The sequence below is a fragment of the Sphingomonas sp. genome (assembly GCF_041661825.1).
In the GTDB taxonomy this organism is placed as follows: Bacteria; Pseudomonadota; Alphaproteobacteria; order Sphingomonadales; family Sphingomonadaceae; genus Sphingomonas.
Map to the genome: position 1 here is coordinate 788704 of NZ_JBAZTU010000001.1, position 16829 is coordinate 805532.

At 66.6% G+C, this 16829-nt stretch carries 15 protein-coding genes; 8 read left to right on the forward strand and 7 right to left on the reverse strand.

Translation table 11 applies throughout. The features are described 5' to 3' along the window. Positions 1-100: 100 nt before the first annotated feature. The 3 genes from WC729_RS03495 to WC729_RS03505 all read left to right on the forward strand — a co-directional run bounded on the left by WC729_RS03495 (position 101) and on the right by WC729_RS03505 (position 2927). Positions 101-1246: an acyl-CoA dehydrogenase family protein gene (locus tag WC729_RS03495; RefSeq protein ID WP_372849570.1), complete on the forward strand. Its 1146-nt coding sequence runs from the start codon at positions 101-103 to the stop codon at positions 1244-1246. A 45-nt stretch (positions 1247-1291) separates the two neighbouring features. Next, the gene (locus tag WC729_RS03500; protein ID WP_372849572.1) at positions 1292-2080 is read left to right on the forward strand and encodes an SDR family oxidoreductase; all 789 of its coding nucleotides are present in this window, start codon (positions 1292-1294) and stop codon (positions 2078-2080) included. A 121-nt stretch (positions 2081-2201) separates the two neighbouring features. Continuing rightward, positions 2202-2927, forward strand: a complete 726-nt coding sequence (locus WC729_RS03505; protein ID WP_372849574.1) for a hypothetical protein — start codon at positions 2202-2204, stop codon at positions 2925-2927. A 30-nt stretch (positions 2928-2957) separates the two neighbouring features. On the opposite strand, the gene WC729_RS03510 is transcribed toward WC729_RS03505, so the two are convergent. Further along, positions 2958-5219, reverse strand: a complete 2262-nt coding sequence (locus tag WC729_RS03510; protein ID WP_372849576.1) for an NADP-dependent malic enzyme — start codon at positions 5217-5219, stop codon at positions 2958-2960. A gap of 329 nt (positions 5220-5548) precedes the next feature. On the opposite strand from WC729_RS03510, the gene WC729_RS03515 reads away from it, so the two are divergent. Further along, positions 5549-6907 carry a methyl-accepting chemotaxis protein gene (locus tag WC729_RS03515; protein WP_372849578.1) on the forward strand — a complete coding sequence of 453 codons (1359 nt, stop codon included), beginning with the start codon at positions 5549-5551 and terminating at the stop codon, positions 6905-6907. Positions 6908-6974: 67 nt separating this feature from the next. Here the strand turns inward: WC729_RS03515 and WC729_RS03520 are convergent, their stop codons facing one another. The 5 genes from WC729_RS03520 to WC729_RS03540 form a co-directional block, all read right to left on the reverse strand. Beyond that, a complete protein-coding gene (locus WC729_RS03520) occupies positions 6975-7982 on the reverse strand; it encodes an alpha/beta fold hydrolase (protein ID WP_372849580.1) in 1008 nt (335 codons plus the stop codon). A gap of 10 nt (positions 7983-7992) precedes the next feature. Continuing rightward, the gene (locus WC729_RS03525; protein WP_372849582.1) at positions 7993-8454 is read right to left on the reverse strand and encodes a DUF6130 family protein; all 462 of its coding nucleotides are present in this window, start codon (positions 8452-8454) and stop codon (positions 7993-7995) included. Positions 8455-8459: 5 nt separating this feature from the next. Next, positions 8460-9530, reverse strand: coding sequence for a redoxin family protein (locus tag WC729_RS03530; RefSeq protein WP_372849584.1), 1071 nt, complete (start codon positions 9528-9530; stop codon positions 8460-8462). Positions 9531-9546: 16 nt separating this feature from the next. Further along, the gene (locus WC729_RS03535) at positions 9547-9993 is read right to left on the reverse strand and encodes a transcriptional regulator (RefSeq protein WP_372849586.1); all 447 of its coding nucleotides are present in this window, start codon (positions 9991-9993) and stop codon (positions 9547-9549) included. A 101-nt stretch (positions 9994-10094) separates the two neighbouring features. Beyond that, complete coding sequence (locus WC729_RS03540) at positions 10095-10454, reverse strand: hypothetical protein (RefSeq protein ID WP_372849588.1); 360 nt, start codon at positions 10452-10454, stop codon at positions 10095-10097. 147 nt (positions 10455-10601) lie between these two features. Between WC729_RS03540 and WC729_RS03545 the strand changes: the two genes are divergently transcribed. The 4 genes from WC729_RS03545 to WC729_RS03560 all read left to right on the forward strand — a co-directional run bounded on the left by WC729_RS03545 (position 10602) and on the right by WC729_RS03560 (position 16108). Further along, entirely contained in the window at positions 10602-13622 is a 3021-nt protein-coding gene (locus WC729_RS03545; protein WP_372849590.1) for a two-component regulator propeller domain-containing protein, read from the forward strand. A 4-nt stretch (positions 13623-13626) separates the two neighbouring features. Then, the gene (locus tag WC729_RS03550) at positions 13627-14259 is read left to right on the forward strand and encodes a response regulator (RefSeq protein WP_372849592.1); all 633 of its coding nucleotides are present in this window, start codon (positions 13627-13629) and stop codon (positions 14257-14259) included. Between the two features lie 262 nt (positions 14260-14521). Beyond that, a complete protein-coding gene (locus WC729_RS03555; RefSeq protein WP_372849594.1) occupies positions 14522-14719 on the forward strand; it encodes a hypothetical protein in 198 nt (65 codons plus the stop codon). An 87-nt stretch (positions 14720-14806) separates the two neighbouring features. Further along, entirely contained in the window at positions 14807-16108 is a 1302-nt protein-coding gene (locus WC729_RS03560) for an epoxide hydrolase family protein (protein ID WP_372849596.1), read from the forward strand. Positions 16109-16316: 208 nt separating this feature from the next. Here WC729_RS03560 and WC729_RS03565 read toward each other — a convergent pair whose 3' ends face one another. Continuing rightward, a complete protein-coding gene (locus WC729_RS03565) occupies positions 16317-16730 on the reverse strand; it encodes an organic hydroperoxide resistance protein (RefSeq protein ID WP_372849598.1) in 414 nt (137 codons plus the stop codon). Between the last annotated feature and the right edge of the window lie 99 nt (positions 16731-16829).

Here is a 16829-nt window from a genome sequence, read left to right on the forward strand (position 1 = left end):
TGGAATTTCGGGTAGGGTGAGGCTTGCCCGCGCCCGCGCCCCGCCTTACCAACCCGTCAACCGGAGTCGCCGCACCAGACGGCATAGGAACAGGACGAAGATGCCGCTCGATCCCGAAACCTTCGACGCGCTGATCGATACGGTCCGCCGTTTCGTCACCGAGCGGCTGCGCCCGCTCGAAGCCGCGGTCGAGGAAGCCGATGCGCTCCCTGCCGATGTGCTCCGCGAGATGCGCGAGATGGGCCTGTTCGGCCTGTCGATCGCGGAGGAGCATGGCGGCCTTGGCCTCACCATGAGCGAGGAGGCCCGGGTCGCGATCGAGTTCGGCCGCACCACGCCGGCCTTTCGCTCCGCCTTCGGCACCAATGTCGGCATCGGCAGCCAGGGTCTCGTCATGGCCGGGTCGGATGAACAAAAGGCACACTGGCTGCCCCGCATCGCGAGCGGTGAGATCGTCACCAGCTTCGCCCTGACCGAGCCCGATGTCGGCAGCGATTCGGGCAGCGTGAAGACCAAGGCCGTGAAGGACGGCGACGTTTATCGCCTCACCGGCACCAAGCGCTTCATCACCAATGCCGACAAGGCCGACCTGTTCACCGTGATGGCGCGCACTGGCGAAGAAGCCGGCGGTCGCGGCGTTTCCGCCTTCCTGGTGCCGCGCGACCTGCCCGGCCTGTCGATCGGCGAGCCCGAGAAGAAGATGGGGCAAAAGGGCGCCAAGGTCGCCGATGTGATCTTCGACGACGTGCCCGTGCCGGCCGCCAACATGCTCGGCGCCGAGGGCGAGGGCTTCAAGATCGCGATGCGCGTGCTCGATCGCGGCCGGCTGCACATCGCGGCGGTGTGCATCGGCGTGGCCGAGCGGCTGATCGCGGATTCGGTCGCCTATGCGACCGACCGCAAGCAATTCGGCAAGCCGATCGCCGAGCACCAGCTGATCCAGGCGATGATCGCCGATTCCAAGACCGAAGCCCTTGCCGCACGCGCGCTGGTGCTGGAGACGGCCGCAGCGAAGGACGCGGGCAAGGATGTTGTGATGGAATCCGCCGCCGCGAAATATTTCGCCAGCGAGATGGTCGGCCGCGTCGCCGACCGCGCCGTGCAGATCTTCGGCGGCGCCGGCTATATCGCGGATTACGGGATCGAACGCCTCTACCGCGACGTGCGCCTGTTCCGCATCTACGAAGGCACCAGCCAGATCCAGCAACTCATCATCGCCCGCGAAACGATCAAGCGCGGAGGTTAGCCAATCTCCCCTCCCGCCTGCGGGAGGGCGATTCAGGAGACGACAATGGACACCACCAACCTCTTCCGCCTCGACGGCCGCACCGCCCTCGTCACCGGCGGCTCGCGCGGCATCGGCCGCATGATCGCGGCCGGCTTCATCGCCCAGGGCGCGACCGTCTACATCTCCTCGCGCAAGGCCGAAGCCTGCTTCGAAGCCGCCAAGGAACTGGGCGAGAAATGCATCCCCCTGCCCCAGGACGTCTCGACCGTCGCCGGCTGCAAGGCACTCGCCGCCCAGCTCGCCGAGCACACCGACAGACTCGACATCCTGGTCAACAATGCCGGCGCCGCCTGGGGCGAGCCGTTCGAGAATTTCCCGGAAAAAGGCTGGGACAAGGTGATGGACCTCAATGTGAAGTCGCCCTTCTTTCTGACCCAGGCACTCCACCCCGCGCTGAAAGCGGCGGCCAGCCGCGAGCGCCCGGCCAAGGTGATCAACATCACCTCGATCGACGGCCAGCGCCTCAACCCGTGGGAGACGTACAGCTATCACGCCTCCAAATCGGCGCTGATCTACCTCACCAAGCGCATGGCCGCGCGGCTGATCACGGATTCGATCAACGTCACCTCGATCGCCCCCGGCGCCTTTGCCAGCGAGATGAACAAGGCCGCGCGCGACCATGGCGACGCCATCGCCAAGGGCATTCCGGCGAAGCGCATCGGCGTCGACGAGGATATGGCCGGTGCCGCGATCTATCTCGCCAGCCGCGCCGGCGATTATGTGGTGGGCGACACGATCACCGTCGATGGTGGCCTGGTAAACGCCGCGCTCGGGACCAGCCTCGACACGTAACCTTTTCCCTCTCCCACAAGGGGAGAGGGGAAAGCTCGCCCTAACGCCGCATTCACCTTCGCAACAAACCCGGCCTTCACTCCCCATCTGCCACAGCGTCCAGCGCGCCGGGGGAATATCGATGCTTGTGAAGACACTGCTGATCAGCGTCACCGTTGTCGCTGTCGGCGTCTATTCGACCCGTCCGGCCGTCTACAGCCGCGACATCGACCGGCCGGTCGGCGACGTCATCGCCGCGATCCAGGACGGCGACATCCGCCGGCAGCCGGGCGAGCCGGGCACCGACGCGGTTCGGTCAGGCGGCGTGCTGCCGGTGATCAATGCCTGGCGCACCGCCGACAGCGTGACCTGGATCGTGAAGAGCCGCGACCAGACCGCGATGACCATGACCGCAAAGCTCACCCCAACCCATGGCGGTGCCGGCACCAGGCTCACGGCCTGGGTCGAGAAGGGCAATGCCGACCCGGACTATGTCTCGCCTGCCTTCCGCTCGCCCGGCATCACTAGGGGACTGTTCGTCGGCATGCTCGAAAAGGAGCTGAGCCTGCTGACCGGCGACAAGCGCCATGTGATGGTGATCGATCCGCCGCCCCTGACCGTCGTCACCGAGCAGGGCGCGAAAACCGCCGACGGCCGCCCGACCTATCGCCTCCATGCCTTCAGCACGCAGGAGCCACAGCCGACCAGGGTTGCGGACGACATGGTGGAACCGCTCCAGCGTATGCGGCCATCCGCCGATTATCCGATGCAGCGCATGCAACCTTCGGTCGACGCCCCGCCGGGATCGCGCTCGCCCTCAGTATCGTTCGAACCCGGCAAGCCGATGGTTGATCCGTCCAGGCCGTAACCATTCCTCCCCGTTCCGGGGAGGAATTGATTACCGCGCAATCCCGCCCGCCGCGAGAACCGCCAGCGTCACCAGCTCGCTCGCCGTGCTGGTCATCGGCGCGATCTGCACCGATTTTTCCATGCCGACCAGCATCGGCCCGATCACGGAGTCCCCACCCAGCTCGCGCAGCAGTTTCGCCGAGATATTGGCGCTCTGCAGCCCCGGCATGATCAGTACGTTCGCCGGGCCCGAGAGCCGCGCGAACGGATAGTTCGCCAGCTGCTTCGGGTTGAGCGCAACATCCGGCGCCATCTCGCCTTCATATTCGAACCCGACCTTGCGGCCATCGAGCACCTTCACCGCGGCCCGCAGATTCTCCAGCCAGTTTCCTTCCGGATTGCCGAAGGTCGAATAGCTCAGGAACGCCACACGCGGCTCATGGCCCATGCGCCGTGCGACCATCGCGGTCTGCTCGGCGATGTCGGCCAGTTCCTCGGCGCTCGGCCGTTCGTTGATCGTTGTATCCGCCATGAAGACGGTATGGCTCTGCCCGACCATCAGATGGATGCCGAACGGCGTGCGGCCGGGCTCGGGATCGATCACGCGGCGCACTTCGCGCATGGTATGCGCATAGGTCCGTGTAATGCCGGTGATCATCGCATCGGCCTCGCCGAGCTGGAGCAGCACCGCGCCGAAGATGTTGCGGTCCTGGTTGATCATCCGCTCGACGTCGCGGTGCAGATAGCCGCGCCGCTGGAGGCGCTTGTAGAGGAAGTCGACCATCTTCGGCACCAGCGGCGAGTTGCGGCTGTTGTGCAGCTCATAGCTGTCCGGATCGCTCACGCCGAGCGCCTTGAGCCGATCGTACACATCCTCGCGCCCGACCAGCACCGGCGTACCATAGCCGCCGTCCTTGAACGCGATGGCGGCGCGAAGCACCACCTCTTCCTCGCCCTCGGCGAACAGCACGCGCTTGGGATGCGCCCGCGCGCCCTCATAAGCGAGGCTGAGCACCGAGGTGGTCGGGTTCATCCGCCCGCGCAAGGTCTGGCGATAGGCCTCCATGTCGAGGATCGGCTTGGTCGCCACGCCCGAATCCATCGCCGCCTTGGCGACGGCCGCGGGCACGATTTCCATCAGCCGCGGATCGAACGGTGCCGGGATGATGTAATCCGGCCCGAAAGTGTGGCGCACGCCGTACGCGACCGCGACTTCCTCCGGCACCTGCTGGCGCGCCAGCGCAGCGAGCGCCTCGGCCGCCGCGACCTTCATCTCGTCGTTGATCGTCGTCGCACGCACGTCGAGCGCGCCGCGGAAGATGAACGGGAAGCCGAGCACATTGTTGACCTGGTTCGGATAGTCCGACCGGCCCGTGGCGATGATCACGTCGGGCCGCGCGCGCTTGGCGTCGGGCGGGGTGATCTCGGGATCGGGGTTGGCCATGGCGAAAACGATCGGCTTCGGCGCCATCTTCATCAGCAACTCCGCCGGCAGCGCACCGGCGGCGGACAGCCCCAGGAAAACATCGGCGCCGTCCAGCGCTTCCGCGAGGCTGCGGCGGTCGGTCTTCACCGCATGCGCCGACTTCCACTGGTTCATGTCGTCGGTGCGGCCCTGGTAGATCACGCCGGTTCGGTCGCACATCAGCAGCTGGTCGTGCGGCAGGCCCATCGCCTTGATCAGCTCGGCGCACGCGATCGCGGCGGCGCCCGCGCCGTTCACGACCACGGTGGTGTCCTTGATGTCGCGCCCCGTCAGGTACAGCGCGTTGATCAGGCCCGCGGCAGCGATGATCGCGGTGCCGTGCTGATCGTCATGGAACACCGGAATGTTCATCCGCGCGCGCAGCGTCTGCTCGATGATGAAGCATTCGGGGGACTTGATGTCCTCCAGGTTGATGCCGCCGAAGCTCGGCTCCATCAGCTCGATCGCGTCGATCAGCCGGTCGACATCCTCGGTCTTCAGCTCGATGTCGATCGCATCGACATCGGCGAAGCGCTTGAACAGCACGGCCTTGCCTTCCATCACCGGCTTCGACGCCAGCGCGCCGAGATTGCCCATGCCGAGAATGGCCGTGCCGTTGGAGATCACCGCGACCAGATTGCCTTTGGCGGTATAGTCATAAGCTGTGGCGGGATCCTCGTAGATGGCCCGCACCGGCACCGCGACGCCGGGGGAATAGGCCAGCGCGAGGTCACGCTGAGTCGCCATCGGTTTCGACGCGATGATCTCGATCTTGCCCGGCCGGCCTTCCGAATGGAACAGGAGCGCCTCGCGCTCGGAAAACTGAACGTTCGATTCGTCGGCCATGCATCTCTCGCTTTCGTTCGTCGCCATCAGCGGGCGCGAATCCTATAGGATCATAGCCTTTAGTGACTATGTGACCCTACGTCATCCCGGAGTTCTCCGGGCCCAACCCCGCCGCTCTTCGCTTGGGCTCTTGCGACAAGGATCGGGCGGGGACAAGCCTGTCGGCCGTAAAAAGCCCCTCCTCCGCACAAAAGCGTGCGTTGAGCCGGGCGCCCGGGATTTTTCCGAACCGCAAGGGCCCGCATAACCCGTCCTTAACTGCGCGGCGGCTAGACCGGCGCGGCAGGTGCCCGGCCCGGGGCACCGCAATCGTTTACAAGGTCAACGCAGTGAAAGACGCCGTTCTTCTCAAGCAACTGCCCATCGCCGGAAACGCGGCCGATACGCTCGATCTCGCCGATCGCCTGCGCCTGTTCGGCTTCACCGCGGAAGACCTCGCCGTCGCACGCCAGATGTGGACCATCGCCGAGCCCGAGGTGGCCAAGGTCGCCGGGACTCAGCAGGCGCAGTGGCGCCGCTTCTTCGGGGATCGCGGACAGAGCACCGAATGGTCCGTGCAGGCCAGCATCGCCTATCTGCGCGAGCGCTACGACCGGGCCGACCAGCTCGATTGGGTGCGGTCGGCGGAGCGCATGGTCGCCGAGGCCTTTGCCGCGAATGTGTCGCTCACCGCGCTCATCTCGATGACCTGCGCCGGCGCGACCCAGATGCTCGAGATCCTCGGGCGGCTCTATGATTGTTCGAAGGAAGAGCGGCAGCGGATCAACGACGTGTTCTTCCGGCTGCGCTCGCTCGAATGCGATATCTACGCCTCGCTCTTCACTGCCTATATCGAATTCGACGCCAAGCGGCAGCGCGACCATCTCGCTGGTGAATTCCGCGACGGCCTCGCCCATCTCGTCGAAGCCGCCACCCAGGAGGGCGGCGAGCTCCGCCGCCAGGCTGCGGCCAGCTCGACCTCGGCCCGCGGCATGCTCGGCAAGACGTCGGAAGTCGCCGCCGCCGCGGAGCAATCCGCGCTCGCCATGCGCGAGGCCGCCCGCACCTCGGCCGGCCTGATCCGCGCGATCGAGGACGCCCGCACCGAGGTCGAAGCCGCCGCCGAGATCTCCACCCGCGCCCTGTCCGAAGCCGGCGCGGCGGTGAGCATGTCCGAAACCTTGAGCGGTCATGCCCAGTCGATCGAATCGATCCTCAGCCTGATCCGCGACATTGCCGGCCAGACCAATCTTCTCGCGCTCAACGCCACGATCGAGGCAGCGCGCGCCGGCGACGCCGGCCGGGGCTTTGCGGTCGTCGCACAGGAAGTGAAGTCGCTCGCCAGCCAGACCGCGCGGGCGACCGACGACATCGCCAGCAAGATCGCGGCGATTCAGTCCGCCACCCGCTCGACCGTCGAAACCAATGCCGCGATCAAATCGATCGTGACCGAAGTCCAGGAAAGTGCCAACCGCATCCGCGTCGCGATGGAGGCCCAGGCCCAGACGGTGACGGCGATCACCGCCGCGGTCGACGAGACCGCGCTCGCCGCCGATTCCATGTCCAACACCATCGCCGCGATCCGCGAGGATACCGAGGCGGTTGCCGAGGATATCGACGGCGTCGGCCGCGGCTTCGACCGCCTCGACGCGCGCCTCGGCACGCTCAAGGGCAGCGCGGGGGAATTCGCGGCGCGGGTCGCGGCCTGATAGAAATCAAATCCGGGCAACAAACATAAGCCCCTCCCCTTCAGGGGAGGGGGTAAAAGGGTCGAATTCACCAGCTACCCACCTCGATCACCGCCTGGGCAAAGTCCCGCGGCGCTTCCTGCGGCAGATTGTGCCCCACCCCGCCGCCGATCGTGCGGTGCGCATATTTCCCCGAGAATTTCCCGCGGTAATTGGCCGGGTCCGGATGCGGCGCGCCATTGGTGTCGCCTTCCATGGTGATCGTCGGCACCGCGATCACCGGTCCCGTCGCCAGCGTCTTCTCCATCGCGTCATAGGCCGGCTCGCCCTCGGCCAAGCCCAGCCGCCAGCGATAATTGTGGATTACGATCGCGACATGGTCGGGGTTGTCCAGCGAGGCCATGCTGCGATCGAAGGTCGCGTCGTCGAAGCGCCATTTGGGCGACGCGGTCCCCCAGATCAGCCGGGAAAAATCGCGGCGATATTTGCCGTAACCCTCGCGACCCCGCTCGGTCGCGAAATAATATTGGTACCACCATTGATATTCCGCCTTGGGCGGCAGCGGCATGCGGTTCGCCTCCTGGCTGCCGATCAGATAACCGCTGACCGAGACCAGAGCCTTGCACCGCGCCGGCCACAGCGCCGCGACGATGCACGCGGTGCGCGCGCCCCAGTCGAAGCCGGCGACGATCGCCGTGCCGATCTTCAGCGCATCCATCAGCGCGATCACGTCCTGCCCCAGCGCCGCCTGCTGCCCGTTGCGCGGCGCATCGGCCGACCGGAACAGGGTCGTGCCATGCCCGCGCAGATGCGGCACGATCACGCGGTGCCCTTTGGCCACCAGCAGCGGCACGACCTCGACAAAGGCGTGGATATCATAGGGCCAGCCATGCAGCAGGATCACCGGCGGCCCGTCCGCCGGGCCGGCATCGACATAACCGATGGTGAGCGGGCCGGCATCGACCTGCTTCAGCGGCCCGAAGGAAGCGGGCGGGCTCGCCTGGGCCGAAGCGATCGTCACGAACGGCGCGGCGGCGATGGTCACAGCCCCTGCCCCGATGAGGCGACGGCGGTTCTGGTCGATGGTTTCGGACATGGGTTCCTCATCACTGGTGGTGGTTGCCGGCAGCAGAACTCGCGCTCTTCGCCGGGACGATGAAATCGACTGTCGCCTGGTCGAGCGGCTGGTGATTGGCATTGGCGAGGATGATCTCGACGCTGTGCTTGCCCGCGGGCAGGCCGACCAGGATCAGCGGCTCGCCGCTCGCATCGGCCCAATGCCAGGGCGCGCCGTCCACGCTGACATGGATATGGCCGATGCGCGGCGTCACGGTGAGCGCGTTGGGGCCGAACACCGGCACGATCCGCAGATTCTCAGCACGGTACTGGATGAATACCGCGCCACGCGACAGCGGCTCGGCCAGCGGCGGATCGACGATGATCCTCGCCGGCGGCTGCGGTTCGGTCAGCGGCACGACGCCGGCCGGGCCAAGCACGTCACGCGCCGATTGGGCGGCAGCGAGCGACGGCGACAGCGCGGCCGCGATCAGCAAGGCACTCCATTTCATGGCAATCATCCGAAGGTGAAGACATAGGCGCGAACGCCGGGGTCGAGGAATTCGATCTCGAAGCTGCGGTCCTGGACCGGCCCGATCTGGCGGACGAGCTGATACATGCGCGCCGCGCGCACCGTACCGCGTCCCTCGGCGTCGACATCGACCCCGCCATTGGCACCCGCCGGCGCGCCGTCGATCGTGATGCGGAAACGAACGGGCTGTCCCGACGCGCCCGGCGCCAGCACCATATGCAGGTCGCGCGCATGGAAACGATAGGCGATCCGCCCGCCGGCACGATCGAGCGTGGCGAACTCGCCGCCTACGGACCAGGCGCCGGCCAGGCTCCACTGGTTGCGCGACAGGCTGCTCGCCGCGCCATAGACATGCGACGTGTCCCGGAAGAAGCCGCCGGGCGACACGAAGTTCCGGGCCTGGCGATGGCCGATATAGGTCTCGGGCGACCCCAGATGCGCCCAGTCGGGCGCCGCCTCGGGGCCCGCGCCACCGACCTCGTCGGAGACCGGGGCCGTGCCCGGGGCCGTGCCGACCTCGGCCAGCAGGGTGCGGATCACCTGTTCGGACTTGCCATACTCGCCCTCGCCCAGCCTCTGGTCGCGCACCCGGCCATCCGCGCCGATAAAGTAGAATCCCGGCCAGCCCTGGTTGCCGAACGCGCGCCAGATCGCGAAATCGCTGTCGAGCACGACGGGATAGCTCACCCCAAGCGCGGCGAGCGCCGTCCGCACATTGGCGACATCCTTCTCGAAGCCGAATTCCGGCGTGTGCACGCCGATCACCACCAGCCGGTCGCCATATTTCTCCTGCCAGGCGCGCAGGTAGGGCAGCGTTCTCAGGCTGTTGATGCAGGAATAGGTCCAGAAGTTCACGACCACGACCTTGCCGCGCAAATCCTCCGGCCGGACCGGCTTGCCGTTCAGCCAGGTCCGCTGCCCCGCCAGCGCATCGAGCACGCCCGTCGGGCCAGCGGCGGGGGCCTGACTGGCGGAACCGGTCAGGACCGCCGGCAGGACGAAGGGTGTGGCAACGGCCATCGCGGTGGCCGCGCCGGCAAGAGCAACGAATGTCATGAATCGCATCTTTCGCTCAGACAAGGATGCGCGTGTGCAGCGCATAAGGGAGGCCGTCGCGTGCCGGCAGGTCGTCGCCGCCCGCCTCGTCGGCGACGAACAGATACCCCCGGCCGGTGACCGTCTTGATCCGGTCCCGCTCCGCACCGAGCGCCTTGCGCAGCACCGCCATCTGGAATCGCAGATTGCCTTCGTCGACGATCGTCGTCGGCCAGACCTGGCGCACGATATCCTCCTTGCCGACCAGCTCGCCGCGCGACCGCAGCAGCACCATCAGCAAATCGAAAGCGCGTCCGCCGATTTCAACCGGGGCACCCCTATACAATAGGGTGCGCGCAGCAGGCAGCACCACGAAATGCCCGAAGCTGATCGGCCTGCGACCCGGGGCCGGCAGTCGTGGCGCGTTGTGGAAATGATAGGGCAGCATGGCGGCCGGTCGCATCGCCGGTGTCGGATAGTTCATATCCCGTCTCCCTCGTGTATCGGACCTGGAATGTCGCAACGACCGGGTCCGGCGGACACCCCGCGATGGGCGACGAAGCGACCCCACCTTTGGGTCGCCGCTCACCGCGGCAGCGTGATCGTCGCGCGGCCGAACAGCCGGGCGTCGACCGAAAAAGCGCCGGGACCGATCATCGCCAGCGCTGCAGCATCGATCGTCTGGGTGAAGACCAGCATCGGCATATCGAGCCGGCTGGCCGACACGATGACAATGCCCGCAAAAGCGCAAGACAATGCCAATATCCTTGTCGAAAATCCAAGCACTACGGCCAACGCCACAAGATCTATTCCAAGTACCAACCAGAATGGCATAGGAAAGAGTTGCGATGGGGTCGTAATCAGGAACAGCGCCAGCGAACTGCGAAATAGCAATAGCGCAACGCCGGCAAAGCCCGCCGGGAAAGCGGAAAACAATTGTTTCATAGGGACTTGATAGGCCCCCAAAGAAGGTGTCGATAGCCTCGGAATAGGCTATGCAGGGGCAACCCTTTTGGGGGGTGCGCCGCCCGCCCCGATAGGCGAGGGACAGCGGCATCGCCCCGATCGGTCGGCGGTATCGGGAGGAATTCCATGAAGCGCGCATGGCTTCTGCTGGTGATGCTCTGCGTGGCGACGCTGGCCGGCGGCCCCGTGTCGGCGCTCGATCCGGCCCGGACCATCCAGCAATACAAGCATACGACCTGGACGATCGACAATGGTGCGCCGCCGGCGATCCTGAGCCTGGCTCAGGGGCGCGACGGCTATCTGTGGATTGGTACGGGCAATGGCCTGTTCCGCTTCGACGGCGTCACCTTCGAGTATATTCCGCAGCAGCAGCGCCTCAGGGACCGGGCGAACATCGTCAGGCTGCTCGCCGCTCGGGATGGCACGATCTGGGCCGGCTATGCGGCGGGCGGCGTCGCGCGCTACGACCATGGCGCCTTGCGCGACATGGGGCTTCCCAATGCGACGGCCTATGTCATGGGCCTGGCGGAAACCGCCGACGGCGCGATCTGGGCACAGTTCGATCGCGCCAAACTGCCGCTCGCGCGCTATCGAAAAGGCCGGTGGGAAGACTTTGGGGCGGAGTCCGGGCTACCGGACGAACCGGTAGGCGACATCATGGCCACCCGCGACGGCGCGTTATGGGTAGTCACGCGCCACGCGGTTCTCGTTCTCAGGCGCGACGCGAAGCGTTTCGCAACCGTCGACGTAGTACCTGTCGGCCATGGCGGGTTGAGCGAGGACCCGGCCGGCCGCGTCTGGCTTTCCGACGATTCCGGCAGCAAGGTCGTCACACCCGCGCCAGGCGGTCGCCTGCCTTATCCCACACCTTCGTCACAACGCTTGATTCGTTCCTTTTTCGACAAGGACGGAAATCTGTGGGGCATCACCACAAGAAACGGCATTTTCCGCGTTCGCGTGCCCGACCCGGCCGGCGCATCGTCGCCAGCGGCCGCATTGGCCAGGGTCGATACATTCGGTCTGCGAGATGGTCTGACCGCTGACACCACCACTGCCATCATGCAGGACCGTGAAGGAAGTGTCTGGGTCGGCACCACCCTTGGGCTGGACCGGTTCCGGGCCGCCAGGGTGATCGCGGAACCGGCGCTCACCAAGCTTCCCATATGGGGCTTTGCGTTGCTCGGCGCGTCCGACGGCAGCGTGTATGTCGGCGAGGCTGAAGGCTTTTATCGGATCCTTCCCGGGGGAAACCCGCAGCGCATACTCGACGGGGCCGGAGAGAGCGAGGCGGTCTGCGAAGGGCCCGACGGATCGGTCTGGATGATCACGCGGCAACGGATCACACGGTTCAGCGGCGGGCGCTTCACCGCGATCGCGCGGCCGCCCAGCCCCAAGGCGCTCATCGACTGCGCGGTCGATCGCCATAACGATCTCTGGGTCACGGCGGAGGATGGCCTCTACCAGCGCAGCAGCGCGGGCTGGCGCCTCTATTCGGCCCCCGACAACGATGCGATGCCGATCATCAGGGCGCGCGACGGCAGGCTCCTCCTCTACCGTTCCGCCGAATCGCTGCGCCGCATCGACTTCCCCCATCGCACCGATATCGTCGTCGCGCGTCCGCGCGCGCTGCGGCGCTTGCGGACGATCTATGACGGGTCGGGCGGCGTCCTTCTCGGCGGCGGCCTTGGGCTGGCCCGCTGGCAAGATCGTCCAGGGGGAGGACGTGTGCAGTTCTTCGATCCGGAACGCATCCGCGCTTTCTCCTCGATCGTCGGCATCGCCCAGACGCCGGCGGGCGAAACCTGGCTGCTCGGCAAGCAAGGCATCGTCCACCTTCCCACCGCCCTGCTGAACCGCGGCTTCGACGATCCCCGCGTCCATTTGAACCCGACCGTGCTGGATTTCCGGGACGGTCTGCAAGGCAGCTACTCCCGCGACGGCAAACGCGATGCGGTGCGTGGCGGAGACGGGCGCATCTGGTTTGCGACCACCGCCGGCACCGTTTGGGTCGATGCCGACCACCTCGCCCGGAACAAGGTCCCACCGCCCGTCGCGATCAGTGGGCTCAAGTCGGGGAGCCTGTCCTACCGCGATCCGGCAAATGTCACGCTGCCACGCGGCTCCTCGATGGTCGAGATCGACTTCGCCACGTTGAGCCTGTCGATCCCGGAGCGAGTCCGCGTCCGCTACATGCTCGAGGGGGTGAGCACGGGCTGGATGGACCCAGGCATGCGCCGCCAGGCCTTTTACACCAATCTCGGCCCCGGCACGTATCGCTTCCGCGTGATCGCCGCCAATGACGACGGCGTGTGGAACCGCGAGGGCGCCACGCTCGAGTTCACCATCCCGCCCACCTTCCTCCAGTCGGGCTGGTTCAAGCTGCTCTGCCTGATCGGGGTCGGCGTGCTGCTCTGGTTGGCCTATTCGATCCGCCTGCGCCAGGTCACCGCGCGGGTCCGCTCCAAGCTCGAAGTACGGCTCGCCGAGCGCGAGCGGATCGCGCGCGAGCTGCACGACACCCTGCTCCAGGGGTTTCAGGGCCTCGTCCTGCGCTTCCAGTCGATCGCCAACCGCATCCCGCCCGATCAGCCGCTGCGCCCGCTGATGGACGACGCGCTCGACCGGGCCGAGGCCGTGCTGATCGAAGGCCGCGACCGCGTCCGCGAACTGCGCGCGACAAGCGGCGACCTGACCCAGACCCTGCTCGACACCGCCCATGAGCTCGCCGCGACCTGGCCGGTCCGGTTCGACCTCACCATCGAAGGCACGCCCCGCGCGCTGCACCCGATGGTACGCGACGAAGTCCAGCACATCGGCGAGGAAGCGCTCCGCAACGCCTTTCAGCACGCCAAGGCGAGCACGATCGAAGCCGTCATCACCTATCTCCCCGGCGAGCTGCGCTTCGACCTGCGCGACGACGGCACCGGCCTGCCGGCGGACATCGCCTCCGCGGGCGAGCGCGAAGGGCATTTCGGCCTGATCGGCATGCGCGAACGCGCGACCCGGATCGGCGGCACGCTCACCATCAGCAGCCGCAAGGGCGCGGGCACTGAAATCCTGTTGTCGATTCCCGGCGCGGCCGCCTATGCGGAACGGCGCGGGCGGCACTGGCTGCCGCGCTTCCTGACCGGCAGGATGAAAGGCTGATCCCGTGGCCGATACGGCAAGACCGATCCGGATCATGACGGTGGACGATCACCCGGCGCTGCGCGAAGGCATCGCCGCGATGATCGAGCCCGAGCCCGACATGGTGATGGCCGGCGAGGCAGCGAACGGTGCCGAGGCGATTATTGCCTTCGCCAATCTCCGCCCCGACATCACCCTGATCGACCTCCAGATGCCGGTGATGGGCGGGATCGAGGCGATCCGGGCGATCCGCAAGCAGGCGCGCCATGCGCATATCATCGTGCTGACCACTTATGACGGCGACGTCCAGGCCGCCCAGGCGCTGAAGGCCGGCGCGGCTGCCTATCTGCTCAAGAGTTCGCTCCGCCGCGAGCTGCTCGACACGATCCGCTCGGTCCATGCCGGCCGCCGCCACATCCCGCCCGAGATCGCCCGCGAGATCGCGCTGCACGCCGCCGACGACCCGCTCACCCCGCGCGAGATCGGCGTCCTCCAGCTGGTCGCGGCGGGCAAGGCTAACAAGGAAATCGCGTGGCAGCTCTCCATCTCCGACGATACGGTGAAGGGTCACATGAAGAACATCTTCGCCAAACTCGACGTCGGCGACCGCACCGAGGCGGTGACCATGGCGCTGCGGCGCGGGATCATCGAGCTTTAGGGACTCGATGATCCGATCTGGATTTTCATGCTTCCCCGGCGAAGGCCGGGGCCCAGTTGGGAAACAGAAGTAAAACGGGCGCGCCGCGCAGTTGCGCATGTCTCGCTACTGGGCCCCGGCCTTCGCCGGGGAAGAAAAATACTTTCCGACAAGAATGGCGCCTAACCCCATCTCGCCGTGAATCACTGCAACTAACCCCGCCCCCGCCCCCATCTGATGCATCTCCCGACAAAGCCGGACTCGACCGGCCAGGGGAGCGGCAATGGGCGGACACAGCAGCGAGGGCGCGGACGACCTCGGCAATCACCTCCAGATCATCGCCAGCGCGATGCACCTGATCGAGCGCAGCCTGGCGCAGGACGCCGCGCTCCGCCCGCTCACCCGCTGCGCGCTCGAGTCAGTCGACCGCGTGGCGACCCTCGTGCTGCCGCAACGAAGCGGCCCGGCTCGCATCGTCTAACATCGCCTAACTGGGTCGCGCGATCGGGCTCCCCCAGAATGGAGGCGCAGGCCGGCGCCCCCGCCGCCCGAACCCCAGGAGAATTTCATGTCCACAGATACGTCAGGCCCCACGAGACGCGACCTGCTTGCCGGCTCGGCCGCTGGTGCCGCGATCGGCGGCGCGCTGCTCGCCGCCCCCGCTTTCGCCAAAACGATGCTCGCCGCCGGCGGCGAGGAGATTCGCCCCTTCCGCATCGCCATCCCCGAGGCCGACCTGGTCGACCTGCGCAAGCGCATCGCCGGCACCCGCTGGCCCGAGCGCGAGACGGTGAAGGACCAGTCCCAGGGCGTCCAGCTCGCGACGCTGCAGCAGCTCGTCCGCTACTGGGGCACCGATTATAACTGGCGCAAGGCCGAGGCGAAGCTCAACGCGCTGCCCCAGTTCATCACCACGATCGACGAGCTCGACATCCAGTTCATCCATGTCCGCTCGCGCCACGCCAATGCGATGCCGCTGATCATGACTCATGGCTGGCCCGGCTCGCCGCTCGAGCTGATCAAGACGATCGCCCCGCTGACTGATCCGACCGCTTATGGCGGCAAGGCGGAGGATGCCTTCCACCTCGTCCTGCCGACCTATCCGGGCTACGGATTCTCGGGCAAGCCGACCGATACCGATTGGGGCCCGGCCCATGTCGGCAAGGCCTGGGACGTGCTGATGAAGCGCCTCGGCTACCGGAACTATGTCTCGCAAGGCGGCGACTGGGGCGCGATCATCTCCGAGGTCATGGCAGTCCAGGCGCCCCCCGGGCTGCTCGGCATCCATATCAACATGCCCGGCACCACCCCGCCCGAGGTGATCCGCATGATCCGCAACGGCGACCCCGTGCCGGCCAGCTTCACCGAGGTCGAAAAGGCCGCCCATGCCCGGCTCGGCTATTTCTACAAAAAGGGCTTCGGCTATGCCGAGATGATGAACACGCGGCCCCAGACGCTCGGCTACAGCCTGGCGGACTCGCCGGTCGGCATGCTCGCCTTCTTCTACGACAAGGTCGCCGAATGGACGTACAGCGGCGGCCAGCCCGAAAAATCGCTGACCCGCGACGAGATGCTCGACGACGTCACGCTCTACTGGCTCACCAACACCGGCACCTCCTCGTCACGCTCCTATTGGGATGCGGCGCAGGGCGGCGGCGGGCCGTTCAATGCCTGGGACATCCAGAAGGTGCCGGTCGCGGTCACCATCTTCCCCGGCGAGATCTATTGCGCGCCGAAAGCCTGGGCCGAGAAGAGCTACAAGAAGCTGATCTACTGGAACGAAGTCGACAAGGGCGGCCATTTCGCCGCCTGGGAAGAACCGCAGCTCTTCACCGAGGAACTGCGCAAGGCGTTCCGCTCGCTGCGCTGATACGGAAAAGGCGTGGGCGGCAGAAGCCGCTCACGCCTTTGTCCTTTCTCCAGACGCCCAAAACCCTTCCCGTCACCCCGGACTTGTTCCGGGGTCCACCGCGCCGCAAGCCGAAAGGCCGGAGATTTTGCGGATCGGTGGATGCCGGAACAGGTCCGGCATGACGGCGTGGTTGAGGAAGCGCGTCCGGCAAGTCGCGCAAAGGAGATCAGACCAGATTGATCTCGACCGGGATATTGCCGCGCGTCGCCTTGGAATAAGGGCAATGCTGGTGCGCCCCGTCGACCAGCGCGCGGGCCAGCTCGCGGTCAACGCCCGGCAGGCTGACATTCAGCCGCGCCTGGAGCGAATAGCCGCCCTCGCCGCTCGCCAGATCCACTTCGGTGTCGACCGCCAGATCGGCCGGCAGCGTCACCTTCATCCCGCGGGCGACCACGCCCATCGCGCCGATGAAGCAGGCCGACCAGCCCGCCGCGAACAGCTGCTCCGGATTGGTGCCGGTGCCGCTGGTGCCGGGCGAGGACAGCTTGATGTCGAGCCGCCCGTCGCTGCTCTGCGCGGCGCCGTCGCGGCCGCCGGTGGTGTGGGTGTTGGCGGTGTAGAGGATCTTGGTCTCGGACATGGTCTAGCTCCTTGCTTGAATATCATTCGCATCCGCTTCAATCGGATGCGGTGTAAATAGGGTGATCGGGAGGCGAGTCAACCCCTTCCGATTTAATCG